At 65.8% G+C, this 13,184-nt stretch carries 12 protein-coding genes and 1 tRNA gene; 5 read left to right on the top strand and 8 right to left on the bottom strand.

Annotation, left to right across the window (positions count from 1 at the left end):
• The first annotated feature begins 208 nt into the window (after positions 1 to 208).
• Together BUQ68_RS09510 and BUQ68_RS09505 are read left to right on the top strand one after the other, a co-directional pair.
• Positions 209 to 970: an ABC transporter permease gene (locus BUQ68_RS09510; protein ID WP_075215719.1), complete on the top strand. Its 762-nt coding sequence runs from the start codon at positions 209 to 211 to the stop codon at positions 968 to 970.
• Positions 954 to 1,670, top strand: a complete 717-nt coding sequence (locus tag BUQ68_RS09505; protein WP_075215718.1) for an ABC transporter ATP-binding protein — start codon at positions 954 to 956, stop codon at positions 1,668 to 1,670. The genes BUQ68_RS09510 and BUQ68_RS09505 overlap by 17 nt, the downstream gene beginning before the upstream one ends.
• A 245-nt stretch (positions 1,671 to 1,915) precedes the next feature.
• Here BUQ68_RS09505 and BUQ68_RS09500 read toward each other — a convergent pair whose 3' ends face one another.
• The 4 genes from BUQ68_RS09500 to xoxF5 all read right to left on the bottom strand — a co-directional run bounded on the left by BUQ68_RS09500 (position 1,916) and on the right by xoxF5 (position 6,311).
• Positions 1,916 to 2,503 (bottom strand): PQQ-dependent catabolism-associated CXXCW motif protein, encoded by a 588-nt coding sequence (locus tag BUQ68_RS09500; RefSeq protein ID WP_075215717.1) that lies wholly within the window; start codon positions 2,501 to 2,503, stop codon positions 1,916 to 1,918.
• Between the two features lie 98 nt (positions 2,504 to 2,601).
• Complete coding sequence (locus BUQ68_RS09495; protein ID WP_075215716.1) at positions 2,602 to 3,468, bottom strand: quinoprotein dehydrogenase-associated putative ABC transporter substrate-binding protein; 867 nt, start codon at positions 3,466 to 3,468, stop codon at positions 2,602 to 2,604.
• Positions 3,469 to 3,838: 370 nt separating this feature from the next.
• Complete coding sequence (locus BUQ68_RS09490; protein ID WP_075215715.1) at positions 3,839 to 4,345, bottom strand: c-type cytochrome, methanol metabolism-related; 507 nt, start codon at positions 4,343 to 4,345, stop codon at positions 3,839 to 3,841.
• A gap of 157 nt (positions 4,346 to 4,502) precedes the next feature.
• Positions 4,503 to 6,311, bottom strand: coding sequence for a lanthanide-dependent methanol dehydrogenase XoxF5 (xoxF5, locus tag BUQ68_RS09485; protein ID WP_175577775.1), 1,809 nt, complete (start codon positions 6,309 to 6,311; stop codon positions 4,503 to 4,505).
• A gap of 464 nt (positions 6,312 to 6,775) precedes the next feature.
• Here xoxF5 and BUQ68_RS09480 point away from each other — a divergent pair, with 464 nt between their 5' ends.
• Both BUQ68_RS09480 and BUQ68_RS09475 read left to right on the top strand, forming a co-directional pair.
• Complete coding sequence (locus BUQ68_RS09480; RefSeq protein ID WP_075215713.1) at positions 6,776 to 7,717, top strand: quinoprotein relay system zinc metallohydrolase 2; 942 nt, start codon at positions 6,776 to 6,778, stop codon at positions 7,715 to 7,717.
• An 86-nt stretch (positions 7,718 to 7,803) separates the two neighbouring features.
• Complete coding sequence (locus BUQ68_RS09475; protein ID WP_075215712.1) at positions 7,804 to 8,643, top strand: quinoprotein dehydrogenase-associated SoxYZ-like carrier; 840 nt, start codon at positions 7,804 to 7,806, stop codon at positions 8,641 to 8,643.
• 125 nt (positions 8,644 to 8,768) lie between these two features.
• Here BUQ68_RS09475 and BUQ68_RS24220 read toward each other — a convergent pair whose 3' ends face one another.
• Complete coding sequence (locus BUQ68_RS24220) at positions 8,769 to 9,125, bottom strand: hypothetical protein (protein WP_075215711.1); 357 nt, start codon at positions 9,123 to 9,125, stop codon at positions 8,769 to 8,771.
• 187 nt (positions 9,126 to 9,312) lie between these two features.
• On the opposite strand from BUQ68_RS24220, the gene BUQ68_RS22825 reads away from it, so the two are divergent.
• Positions 9,313 to 11,523: an extracellular solute-binding protein gene (locus tag BUQ68_RS22825; RefSeq protein WP_175577774.1), complete on the top strand. Its 2,211-nt coding sequence runs from the start codon at positions 9,313 to 9,315 to the stop codon at positions 11,521 to 11,523.
• A 55-nt stretch (positions 11,524 to 11,578) separates the two neighbouring features.
• Here BUQ68_RS22825 and BUQ68_RS09455 read toward each other — a convergent pair.
• The 3 genes from BUQ68_RS09455 to gpt all read right to left on the bottom strand — a co-directional run bounded on the left by BUQ68_RS09455 (position 11,579) and on the right by gpt (position 13,129).
• Positions 11,579 to 11,663: transfer RNA gene (locus BUQ68_RS09455), tRNA-Leu, on the bottom strand.
• 234 nt (positions 11,664 to 11,897) lie between these two features.
• The gene (locus BUQ68_RS09450; RefSeq protein ID WP_083656435.1) at positions 11,898 to 12,299 is read right to left on the bottom strand and encodes a septal ring lytic transglycosylase RlpA family protein; all 402 of its coding nucleotides are present in this window, start codon (positions 12,297 to 12,299) and stop codon (positions 11,898 to 11,900) included.
• Positions 12,300 to 12,610: 311 nt separating this feature from the next.
• On the bottom strand, positions 12,611 to 13,129 hold the full coding sequence (gpt, locus tag BUQ68_RS09445; protein WP_075215710.1) for a xanthine phosphoribosyltransferase: 519 nt from the start codon (positions 13,127 to 13,129) through the stop codon (positions 12,611 to 12,613).
• Positions 13,130 to 13,184 lie beyond the last annotated feature (55 nt).

Raw genomic sequence — 13,184 nt, 5'->3', positions numbered from 1 at the left:
ACCCCCTATGCCCGTCTGCCACAGTGGACGCAACAATGAGAACGGCCGGTATGCCCGGCTGGGTGAAAAGAACGGCCGGTACACCCGGCTGGACAGAGTGGCCGGTACACCCGGCCGGGGAGGACGCATCCATGCGACAGGCCCTTGGCGCGGCGCCCGCCGCGGCACCCTCACGCGCGCCGACCCGTTCCATTGAGGGCCGGCGCCGGTGAAGCGAACCCGGACCAACACGGCCAGCACCCTCCTGTCCGTCCTGGTGCTGGTCGCGGTGTGGCAGGTGGCCGCGCTGTTCGGGGAAAGCCGCGTGTTCCCCGCGCCCTCGACCGTGGCGGCCATCGTGGCCGCCGAAATCGCCTCGGGCGACCTGCCCTACCATCTCTCCGCCACCTTGATGCGGGTGCTTGCGGCCTTCACGCTGGCGCTGACGCTCGGCACCGCGATCGGGCTTGCCATGGGGCGGATCCGGGCGGTGGACCGGGCGCTCGACGTGTGGCTGGTGGTGCTTCTGAACTTGCCCGCCCTCGTCATCATCATCCTCGCCTACGTGTGGTTCGGCCTCAACGAGACCGCGGCGATCGGCGCGGTGGCGCTCAACAAGCTGCCGAACGTGATCGTGACGATCCGCGAGGGCGCCCGGGCGCTCGATGCCGACCTCGACCAGATGGCGAAGGCCTTCCGCCTGTCCTGGCGCAAGCGGCTGTTCGATGTGGTGCTGCCGCAGCTTCAGCCCTATGTGGCCGCCTCGGCCCGCTCCGGTCTGTCGCTCGTCTGGAAGATCGTGCTCGTGGTGGAACTGCTCGGCCGGTCCAACGGGGTCGGATTCCAGCTCAACCTCTTCTTCCAGCTCTTTGATGTGGCGTCGATCTTCGCCTATGCGATCTCCTTCGTCGTCGTGATGCTGACGATCGAACTCCTGGTCCTGCAACCCATCGAACTCCGGGCGAACCGCTGGCGTGTCCGCACCACTTGAACTCCACATCAAGAAGAAGACCTACCAGGGCGCCGAAGGCGGCGAGGTCGAGGCCGTTCGCGATCTTCATCTGCTGGCGCCCGCCGGCAGCCTGACCGCGCTGATCGGCCCGTCCGGCTGTGGCAAGACCACCAGCCTCCGGATCCTGGCGCGCCTCGACACCCGGTTCGAAGGCACCATCGGCCTGCCGCCGGCCGCGCGGATCGGGTTCGTGTTCCAGGAACCGCGGCTGTTGCCGTGGCGGACGGTGGAGCAGAACGTGCGGCTTGTGATGGAAGGCGGCGGCGCCGATCTCGACGCGCTGTTCGCCGAGCTCGGCCTCGAGGACATGCGCAACCGGTTTCCGACGGAGCTGTCGCTCGGCCTTGCCCGCCGCGTCTCCATCGCCCGCGCCCTTGCGATCGAGCCGGACGTGCTGCTCCTCGACGAGCCCTTCACGTCCCTGGACGAGACCACCGCCCAGCGGCTGCGCCAGCTGGTGCTGACGGTCTGGCGGCGCTACCAGCCGACGACGCTGATGGTGACGCATAACGTGCGCGAGGCGATCCAGCTTGCCGAGCGCATCGTCCTCCTGGCGCCCCGCCCCTCGCACGTGGTGGCGGAGATCGTTCTCGACACCCCGCACGAGCAACGCGACGAGGTGTTCGTGGAGGCGACACGGACGGATCTCGTCGGCCGCTATCCCGGCCTCATCGCCTGACGGCGGGAACGCTGGTCGATCGTCGTGGGGCGCCCTCGTCAGCCGGCGACGGGCGTCGCGGCCGGATCCGTGCGAAAGATCGGATTGTTGGGCGAGATCGAGCGCGCCGGGCCGCGCGTCATACCAGGCTCATGAAGGTCGGACTCGTCCGACCTTCATGAGCGTTACGGCCTGCCGGCCGGCGCCCGGTCGGGCTTGCCTGCGCTCGTTAAGCCCCGACAGGTCGGAACTTAACGAGCTTGGTATCAGTCCGTGATGCCCGGCCGCGGCACGGGCTTGATCTCTTCGAGCGGGAGACCGTCGAAAGCCCAGCCGTCGGTTCCTTCCGGATACCAGGCCACGTCCGAATAGCCCCATTCGAGGGCCCGGCGCGCCGCGTTCCAGCTCATCCAGCAATCGGCGAGGCAATAGAAGAGCACGGTCCGTGTCGGGTCGCCGCCGGTCGCGGCCGCCAGCTCCTCCCGGAAATAGGCGGCCATCTCGTCGGACAGGGCGCCGTAGCCGACGTCCGGCAGCCACATCGAGCCCGGAATGGCGTTGCGCGCCGGGAGGCGGAAGACGGTTCCGGGCGGCAGGTCCGGGCGGGGCAGCTTCGGCAGCACGTCGATGAAGACCGCGCCGCCCGCCTTCCACAAGGCCGCCACGGCCGCCGTGTCGAGCACCCGCGCGCCCGCAAGGGTGTTCGGGACGGGCGCGCGGTAGTCGTCCATCCTGTAGTCGCTGGGCTCCGGAACCTCGCCGGCTGCGGCATGCCCGACGACGAGCGGAAACAGACAACCAGCGACGACGAGGCCGGCGGCCACGACGTCCCTGAACCGGCGGACGGATTTCATCGACGGACCCCCCGAGACAAGCACGCCCGCGCCGACACGGCGCCCTCACCCCCGAAAGAACGCCGCGCCGGCACGAGACCGGCGCGGCCTGCGACCCATCACTGGGTGACGCTGATGGCCTCGTCCTTCTCGTTCAGCAGCGGAACGCCGAAATCGGCCAGGATCTTGTTGATCTCGGGCTGGTTCTCGCGGATCAGCTTGTTGAGGTCGCGCTTCCAGTTCTGATCGGACGCACGCACGCCCATGGTGATGCGATAGACCATGCGCGGACCGCTGGCTTCCTTCACGAGCGGGATCACCTTCAGCGGCGGATCCTGGATCTTGGCGAAGTAGCCGGCGATGGGCCCCCACAGGATGGCGACGTCGATGTCGCCCTTGGAGAGGTCCTCCATCATCATCTGCGGCACGTGCGTGTAGCGGGTGTCCACCATCAGCTGGTAGGGCTTCACCCGGCCCATCAGGCCGTTGAGCGCCACGTTGGTGCCGGGCGGCGTTCCGGCCACGAGGCCGATGCGCTTGTCCTTCAGGCGCGGGTCGCTCAGCGTCTCCACGTCTTCCAGGCCGGAGCCGGGCTTCACCACCATGGCGTAGGCGGTGCGGTAGTAGGCGTTGGTGTTCTGGACCAGCTCGTCGCCCTGGGCGTAGCCGATGATCACGTCGCAGCGGTGCTCGCCGAGGGTCTTGCGCACGAAGCCCGTGGCCATCGGGAACCAGGTGTAGGAAATGCCCTTGCCGAGCTTCTCCGCCAGCAGTTCGGCGATCCGGTTCTCGAACCCTTCGAGCTTGTCGTTGGAAAACGGCAGGCTGGCCGGGTCGGAACAGACGCGCAGCGTTTTCGGGTCGATCAGTTCGACGGCCGAGGCGAAGGGCTCCACCGGCGCCGGCATGGGTGGCAGATTTTGCGCAGCGGCCGGGGTGATGAGGGCCGCCATGACGGCGGCGGTGACCGCGAAACGGAATGCCATGGACCTATTCCTCCATATTGTTCTTATCGGGCGCCGACCGCGCTCTCCACCGCGGGCGACATCCGCCGGATTGTCAGGTTCCCTGAAGATCCCGGGTGTGAGAATGCAGCACAAGCCGACTTCTTCAAGGAACAGCGGCAGCATTACGCAAATTTAATGCGAGCAGACGCGAAAGCAAAAAAGGGCCGTCCCGGTGGTCCGGCACGGCCCGTTTTCGAATGCGATGACCAGCGCGATCCTTCAGGGCCGGATTTTCATGAAAGTCGGACGACTTTCAAGTCCAGGCCGTTGCCAATCGCCAGTCTCCCTCCTGGGCGCTCGGCAGCAGCATTCCGGACGACGAAAAGCCCGGCCCCGCTGGATCTTGGTCTCAGAAACCCAGACAGGCGTTCTCGTCGGCCTTGGCGGCTTCGTTGACCGGTCCGTTGCGCTTGATCTCCCCGCGTCCCACGTCGCCGGTCGCCCGGCCGCGCAGGTAGGAATAGATCGAGTCCGCGAAGCACATGACGTTGAGGTCGCTGCCCCAGGCCGGCATGATGCTGTTCACCGGATGCCAGACGTTCTGCTGGCCGCTCGACACGACTTCCATGAACTTGTTGTAGTCGATGGTCTTCAGCGAATTGGTCAGGTCCGGCGCGAAGCTGGAACCGACACCATCCGGACCATGACACTGCATGCAGTTGGCATTGTATTTCTTGAAGCCGCGCCAGGTGTACCAGTCGACCGACTTGTCATCGAAGACTTTGTAGGTCGGGTTTCCGTCGGCGTCCAAGAACTTGCCGTCTTCCTCGGACGCTACGGCCGGATCTCCCGGGGCGGCGAAGGCCGGTGCGCTCAAGGTCGTGATCAAAGCGAAGGCTAGGGTGCGCAAGAACATCAAAATCTCCTCCAAGCTCCCTCGTTGCAGTTCGTCACACGACGGCCCACGGTGTCTCCCCGGATTTCACCTTGTCCCGGCGTATACATGAACAACGGCCCGGTCCTGCCAAGGTTCAACCTTGAGGTCCGGGCCGTTGCTTTAGTTCAGCTCAAGGTCAGTTCGGCAGACCGAAGACGGTCAGCTGGCCGCCGAGAGCGGTGTACTTCGACAGAGCGGCGTAACCACCCACCGCGCCGAGACCGGCGTTCGGGTCGTTGAGGCCGGCCGCGAGACCGATGCCGGCCCAGCCACCGATACCCGACAGGATGGCGATGTACTGCTTGCCGCCATGCTCGTAGGTGGTGACGTTGCCGATGATGCCCGACGGGGTCTTGAACTTGTACAGTTCCTTGCCGTCAGAAGCGTCGACCGCCTTCAGGAAGCCCTCGAGGGTGCCGTAGAAGACGACGTCGCCGGCCGTCGCGAGAGCGCCCGACCACACGGAGAACATCTCCGGGATCGACCAGACGATCTTGCCCGTGGTGTTGTCCCAGGCGATGAAGTTGCCCATGCCGCCATGGCTGTTCGGCGCGGGGTACATCGACAGGGTGGCACCGACGTAGGGCTGGCCCGCGGTGTAGGACACGCGGAACGGCTCGTAGTCCATGCAGACGTGGTTGGTCGGGACGTAGAACAGCTTGGTCTTCGGCGAGTAGGCCGCAGGCTGCTGATCCTTGGTGCCGAGCGCCGCCGGGCAGATGCCGGTGGTGTTCACGTCTTCGCCGTTCTGGGCGGTGGAGTACTGCGACACGACCGCCGGACGACCGTAGGTCGGCGAGTTCTTGTCCATGTCGACGCCGGTGGTCCAGTTGACGACCGGGTCATACTTCTCGGCGACGAGGAGTTCGCCCGTCACGCGGTCCATCGTGTAGGCGATGCCGTTGCGGTCGAAGTGGGTGAGCAGCTTGCGCTGTTCGCCGTTCATCTCCTGATCCGTGAGGATCATCTCGTTGACGCCGTCGAAGTCCCACTCGTCATGCGGGGTCATCTGATAGACCCACTTGGCCATGCCGGTGTCGAGGTCACGGGCCCAGATGGTCATCGACCACTTGTTGTCGCCCGGCCGCTGGGACGGGTTCCAGGTCGACGGGTTGCCGGAGCCGTAATAGACGAGGTTCAGCTCGGGATCGTAGGAGAACCAGCCCCAGGTGGTGCCGCCGCCGATCTTCCACTGGTCACCTTCCCAGGTGGCCGTGCCGGAGTCCGCGCCGACGGGCTTGCCGAGGTGCGTGGTCTTCTCGCCGTCCATCAGCGTGTCGCTGTCCGGACCCATCGAGTAGCCGCGCCAGGCCAGCTTGCCGTCCGACAGGTTGTAGGCCGTGAGCGAACCGCGCACGCCGAACTCGCCACCGGAGATGCCGATGATGACCTTGTCGCCGAAGATGTGCGGAGCGGCAGTGCCGGTCTCGCCGATCGACGGATCGCCGTTGACAACCGACCAGACTTCCTGGCCGGTCTTGGCGTCGAGCGCCACGACCTTGGTGTCGGCCTGGTGCAGGATGATCTTGCCGTCACCGTAGGCCACGCCGCGGTTCACGGTGTCGCAGCACATCACCGGGATGACGTTCGGATCCTGCTTCGGCTCGTACTTCCAGATGATGGAGCCGTTGTCGTTCAGGTCCAGCGCGTAGACGATGTTCGGGAACGGCGTGTGGACGTACATCACGTCGCCGATGATCAGCGGGCCACCCTCATGGCCGCGGAGAACACCGGTGGAGAAGGTCCAGGCGACCTGGAGGTCCTTCACGTTGTCCTTGTTGATCTGGCTCAGATCGGACCAACGGGTGTTGGCGAAGTTACCAGCCTGAGCGACCCACTGCTTGGGGTCCTTCATCATCGACGCCAGCTCGTCGTTCGCAGCAGCGTTGCCGGCAAACAGAGCGGCGGCTGCGGTCATGCAAACCGCAGAGATCATTTTTCTCATTTGTGTTCTCCCTAGACCACACTTATGAGTGCTCTTTTCCCTGATCGTCGCGCCCGGAGGTTGCCCTCCGGTTCTTCGGACCAGTCCCATTTGGGTAAGTCGCCGACCGTGTGTCACGCCCGCCGGATCAGGTCCCTCTCCCAATCCGCCGCGCTCCGATGATGACGGGGTTCCCTCCAACTCCGACACCTGCTCGTCCGGCGACGTTTTGGACCTTACTCAGCTTTCTGCCCCCCTGCAAGTTGGATACTATCCTCCGATATGAGGAAGAACGCCGCACGCAGCTCGGTTTAATGGATTTAGGAATTCGGGGGCGAACCGGTGGAAAACGCGGTAAAGCGAGAAAAATCATGCCCTTAGTACCAAACGCCCGCGAGCGGTCGATAGGCGGATTCTATGAAACAAAAGACTCACCCTATTACATAACGAGGAATGATACCGCACTGCACAATCTGTGGCGGGTTATGTCCTTTGGAGCAAACCGCATCCTCGTTTATGTACTGTTCATCCTTGTTTTGAGTTCTGGAACGGCACTTTCGCAGGGAAATACACGCCCTCTGCATGTGCAGGAGCTGGCGCCGGGGCTATTCGTCCACCAGGGTGTTCACGCGCTGATGAATGCGGAGAATGCCGGAGCCATCGCCAACGTGGGCTTCATCGTCGGGAACGAGGCCGTTGCGGTCATCGATACCGGAGGATCGAACAGTCAGGGGGAAGCACTTCTAGCGGCGGTCGCCGAAAAGACGGACAAACCCATCCGCTACGTCATCCTGACGCATGTCCATCCCGATCACATTTTTGGCAGTGCAGCATTCCTGAGACGGAATGTCGCGTTCGTCGGCCACGTTCGACTAAAGGAGGCCATGGAGGCGCGCTTCGCCCATTACCTGGCCGCCAACCGCCCCGAGATGGGCTCCCACCTGGACGGCGTGGAACTCGTTCTGCCCGACATGACCGTCACCGACAGCCTCACGCTCGATCTCGGCGGGCGATCGATTCTCCTCAACGCCTGGCCGCCGGCGCACACGGACAACGACCTGACGGTGTTCGATCCGGCCAGCGGAACGCTGTTTTCCGGCGATCTGGTGTTCCTGGAGCATCTGCCCTCGATCGACGGGTCGCTGCGGGGCTGGCAGCGGGCGCTCGACGGTCTCGCCGCCATCCCGGCCACCCGGGTGGTGCCCGGCCACGGGCCGATCGATTCGCCCTGGCCGGCGGCGCTCGAGCCGGAGCGCCGCTACTTCGACGCCCTCGCCCGCGATCTCAAGGCCGCGATCGACAAGGGCATCCCGATCAGCGAGGCCGTCACGTCGGCGGGGCTATCGGAAGCGGGCCATTGGCGGCTGTTCGACACCTTCAACCGCCGTAACGCAACGGCGGGCTATGCCGAACTGGAATGGGAGTGATCCCCTCTGGCGGAGTGCCGCCGGCTCATCCATCTTTACAGTCAAGGTCGCATCGTCAGAAACGCCAAATCGGGAGGAAAACGCACATGATCGACTTTTCCGGGTTCACATCGGCGGTCGCCGCCGCGCTGATCGGGCTGGGGCTCGCCGGCGGCACGGCGTTCGCCCAGTCCGGCGCGCCCGCCCCGGCCGCCGACACCTGGTCGGGCCTCGTCACCGACGTGTTCGACGACCGGCCCATGCTGGACGGCGCGGGCATCATCTCCCTGGAAGCGCCGGTCCGGGCGGAGGACGCGGCGATCGTGCCGATGACGCTGAAGGCCGCGCTCCCGGCCGGCGACGCCCGCAGCATCCGCAAGATCACGCTCGTCATCGACGAGAACCCCGCGCCGGTGGCGGCGGTGTTCGAGCTCGGCGAAACCGCGCGCGTGGAGACGATCGAAACCCGCGTGCGGGTGAACAGCTACACCAAGGTGCACGCGGTGGCGGAGGCCAGCGACGGCGCGCTCTATATGGTGGAGACCTTCGTGAAGGCTTCGGGCGGCTGCTCGGCTCCGGCCGGCAAGGATCCGGCCACGGCGTTCAACAACCTCGGCCAGATGAAGGTGAAGCAGTTCGCCGGCACGAATGCGGTCGGCACCGCGCGCCGCGAGGCCCAGGTGATGATCCGTCACCCGCAGTTCTCCGGCCTGCAGATGGATCAGGTGACCCGCCATTACATTCCGGCGTGGTTCATCGACGAACTGACCGTCAAGGAAGGCGACGCCCTCTTGATGAAGGTCACCGGCGGCATTTCGCTGTCCGAGGATCCGAACATCCGCTTCTCCTATATGTCGACGGGGGCCGGTCCGATCGCCGTCCATGCCACGGACACCGAAGGCAAGGTGTTCGAGGGCAGCTTCCCGCTCGAGAACAGCGGCACCTGATCCTCAACGGCTGACGCCGCATCGTCCGAGACGAACGAGAAAAGGCTCCGGAACCAACACGGTCCGGAGCCTTCTTCATGTCCGGCATCACTCCCGCGATTGCGGGCGAGCGGATCGGCCTTTTCTCAGAAGCAGCGCATCTCGGCTTCGGCCTGCGCCCGGCGCAGGTCGCCGATGGCCGCCTTCGACTGGGCGCTGGTGCGGAACACCACGCCCTTCTCGCCGGTCTGCAGGCCGAGCGACAGGAAGGTGGAAGCCTCCTCGTAGCGCCGGTAGTCGATGATGGTGGCGATCACGTCGATCGAGCAGGAGCAGCGCTGCATGGCCTCCTGCGTCTCGCCGTTCGCCTTCATGCAGCCGTACACATAGTCCGCCCGCGCATAGGTCGGGAAATCGTTCTGCACGCTCGGGATCTGGGCAAAGGCCGATCCGGCGCTGACGGCGAAGGCCGTGGCGGCGGCGGCAAGGCGGGTGAAGGGCATGGAAGGGTCCTCCCGGGACATCTTGTTGATGCCCCCAACATGGCATTCCCGAGCGGCAAGTCCAAGCCGGTGCATCAGCGCACCGCACGCTGCAAACCGCGGCCGGCGAAGAGGACCGCGGCGCCGGCGATGTTCCCGGATCCTTTGCATTTTGGTAACGTCGTCGCCCTGGAGGGGGAGATCCGCGATGGCGAGACCAAATCCTGCCGCCCTCGTCGTGGCATGGGCCATAGCGATCCTCGTCGCGTTGGCCGGACCCGCCCCAGCGTTCGCCGAAACCCGATTCGCGCTCGTCATCGGCAACGCGGACTATGTCGGCGCGACGGTTCTGCGCAATCCTACCCGCGACGCGGACGATATCGCGCTGGCCTTGGAGGCACTGAACTTCACCGTCCACAAGCACCATGATCTTACCGGCGACGGCTTCAACGCAGCCGTGGAAGCCTTTGCCACCGCGGCCCGAGGCGCCGATGTGGCGCTGGTCTACTACAGCGGCCACGCCCTCCAGATCGACGGTGGGAACTACCTCGTGCCGACCGACGCCGAGGTGACCTCCCCGCTTTCGGCAAAACGGGAGGGGTTTGCGCTCCTGGACCTGATGTCGACGGTCGGACGGGCCGCGCGAACCACCCTGGTCTTCCTGGACGCCTGTCGGGACAATCCCTTCGAGGGAAAACTCCAGGCCTTCGCGCCGGACCGGTCGGCGGTCGTCAGTCGTGGCCTCGCGCCCATCAACCTGGAGAGCCAGGACACGCTCGTCGTCTTCGCCACCACGCCCGGTGAAGTCGCGAGCGATGGCATGGAGGACAACAGCCCCTTCACGAAAGCCGTGCTCCGCCATGTGGCAACGCCGGGCGTGGAGATCGAGACGCTTCTGAAGCGCGTGACGGCGAGCGTCCGGGATGCCACCGGCGGCCGCCAGCAGCCGGAGCGCGTGTCCCGCCTGACCTCGGAATTCTACTTCGTCCGTCCGGAGACCATTCGCGATGCCGAGCCCGGGGCCGTGGACCGGGCCTTCTTCGCCGTCCAGTCGATCGGCTCGGTTCCGGCCTACGACGCCTTCCTGTCGCGTTTTCCGACCAGTCACTACACCGACTATGTGACCGATCGCCGGAACCGGCTGGTCGCGGAGGCGACGCTGCCCGGGCCGGCGACCGTTGCCACGGACGCCGCGCCGAGCACGGCGCCGAAGCCTCCGGTGACGGTCACCATCCAGTGCGGGGGCTCGGGCGGCCTGGAGTACGACGAGTGCCGGGCGGGCAGCGAGAGCTGGGCCCGGCGCACCGGCAACACGGTGAAGATCGTCACCGCGCCGACGAACATGACCGACCGGTTGGCCTTTCTGCAGCGGGCCCTGGCGTCCGGCGGCGAGGACATCGACATCCTGCAGATCGACATCACCTGGCCGCGGGTCCTGGCCGACGACCTCATCGACCTCGGCGAGGCCTTCCCCGGCGCGCGCACCGACTTCTTTCCGAGCCTCATCGCCAACAACACGGTCGACGGCCGGCTGCTGGCGATCCCCTGGTATGTGGACGCGGGCGTCCTCTACTACCGCAGCGACCTCCTGGAGAAGCACGGCCTTCGTCCGCCGCGCACCTGGACCGAGCTGGCGGATCAGGCCCGGCTGATCCAGCGGGCGGAACGCAAGGACGGCCGCTCCGGCTTCTGGGGCTTCGCCTTCCAGGGTGCGGCCTACGAAGGCCTCACCGTGAACGCCCTCGAATGGATGGCCCGCGCCGGCCTCCGCCTCGTCGACGAGACGGGCGCCACCGCGCTCGATCCGGACACCGCGACCGGCCCGATCGCCGCCGCCGCGGCCTGGATCGGCACCATCGCGCCGCGCGAGGTGCTGTCCTACGAGGAGGAGAACGGCCGCATGCTGTTCCAGACCGGCAATGCCGCCTTCCTGAGGAGTTGGCCCTATGCATGGTCCCTCATGAACCAGGCGGACAGCCCGGTCCGCGGCAAGGTCGGCATCACGGACCTTCCGGCGTCCGACGACGGCCGATCGTCCACCGCCGTGCTCGGCGGCTGGCAGCTCGCCGTGGCGCGGCGGTCCGCGGAGAAAGCCGAGGCCATCGATCTCGTCCGCTTCCTGACATCACGGGACGAACTCAAGCGTCGCGCCATTTCGGCGAACTACCCGCCGACCCGGCCCGATCTTTACATGGACGACGCCATTCTCGTCGCGGTCCCCTTCTTCGAGGATTTTCCGTTTTCCGTTTCAAGCGGCGTCCTGCGCCCGTCCGGCATCGCCGGGGACCGCTATCCGGCGGTGTCCGAAGCGGTTTTCACCCGGATAGGCGCCATCCTCGACGGCGCGGACGTGCGGCGTGGGCTTCGCCTGCTGGTGCAGGATATCGGCCGGATCCGGGGCGACGGGTGGAACAACTAGGCCCCGTTCCGTCCATCTCCTGGCTGACGCCACAGGAGAACCGGGTCGGCTGCCATGGTGCGGACGACGGGACTCGAACCCGTAAGCCTTGCGGCGCAAGATTTTAAGTCTCGTGCGTCTACCAGTTTCGCCACGTCCGCGGGCCGGCGGCACCCCATGCAGCCGGAACGGTTACGGGGCGGCGCGGGTCCGGTCAAGACCTCGGCGCAGCGACCGGGGACGCGGGCGCCCCCGTCGGTTCATCGGAGGCTAGAGCGCTTGTCCTCCATGACGGAATCGTCAGGTCGACAAGAAATCGCTCTAGATTCAAAAGCCTGGAGCATTCTCTCATCGATCAATTCGTGCAACTTGATCGGAGAATGCTCTAGGGCCGGTCAGCCGCAGACGGCGGCGGCGGCGGTGCCCTTCTTGTCCATGACGCTGACCCGCACGGAGGTGACGCCGCGGCTGACGAAGCCGAGTTCGTTGGCGGCGCGCTTGGAGAGGTCGATCACCCGGCCGCGCACGAACGGGCCGCGATCGTTGATGCGCACCACGACCGAACGGCCGTTGTTGAGGTTCTCCACCTTCACCATGGTGCCGAACGGCAGCGACCGATGGGCCGCCACCATGGCCGAAGGATTGGCGCGCTCCCCGCTCGCCGTGCGGCTGTGCATGGCGTACCACGACGCCTTGCCGCACTGGGTCTTGGCAAAGGCCGGCCCGGCGCCGGCAACGAAGACGACCATGAGGACGGCCGTCGCGATGGCGCGCTGTGCGCCGATGCTGAGTGTCATGCGTGTGCCTTTCGACCCGTGACCGCGTTGCCGCGCGCGGTGACCAACGACCTCCGACGGGGACACATCGACCTCGATGCGCCTGTCCGCTGTTTCGCATTGGCCGGTCAAAAAAGGCAGGAATCGGGCAGGCTCTCTTGTCATTTCATGCAAGAAGCGAATCAGTTCCTGTTCAAATCCATTCTCACGGGGGATTGATCCGCTGATTCTCAACAGATTTTTTGGCTATCCACAGAAAAGTGAATACATCGCAAAAAATCTGCTTGATTGGTCCTTTGTCGCAGCCGGAAGGCTCCGGCCGCTGCCGTGCTTCAGCCCTGGCTGTCGCGGTTGATGGGCGGCTGGAAGGCGAAGCCGAGGTCCCAGGGGAAGTAGATCCAGGTGTCCTGGCTCACTTCGGTGATGAAGGTGTCGACCAGCGGCCGGCCCTTGGGCTTGGCGTAGACGGTGGCGAAATGGGCCTTCGGCAGGATGTCGCGCACCACGCGGGCGGTCTTACCGGTGTCCACCAGGTCGTCGATGATGAGGATGCCGGCGCCCTCGCCGCCGGCGAGTTCGATCAGGCTCGGGTCGACGCCCTTCAGGATCTTCAGGGAGCCCTGGTCCTTGTACTCGTGGTAGGAGGCGATGCCGATCGTCTCGATCACCCGGATGCCGAGTTCGCGCGCCACGATGGCCGCCGGCACCAGGCCGCCGCGGGTGATGCACACGATGGCCTGCCAGCTTCCCTGCCCCGATAGGCGCCAGGCGAGCGCCCGCGCGTCGCGGTGGAACTGGTCCCAGGACACCGGAAAGGCCTTGGGGTTGAGCGGCTGATGATCTTCGGTCATGGCGTCGACTTCACGGGCAGAGGTGAAAAGGGAGCGGTGACCGGGTTGGCATCCG

Origin of the sequence: Mongoliimonas terrestris (genome assembly GCF_001927285.1) — a bacterium.
GTDB classification, from domain to species: domain Bacteria; phylum Pseudomonadota; class Alphaproteobacteria; order Rhizobiales; family Pleomorphomonadaceae; genus Chthonobacter; species Chthonobacter terrestris.
This window is presented reverse-complemented; position numbering and strand designations above follow the sequence as displayed.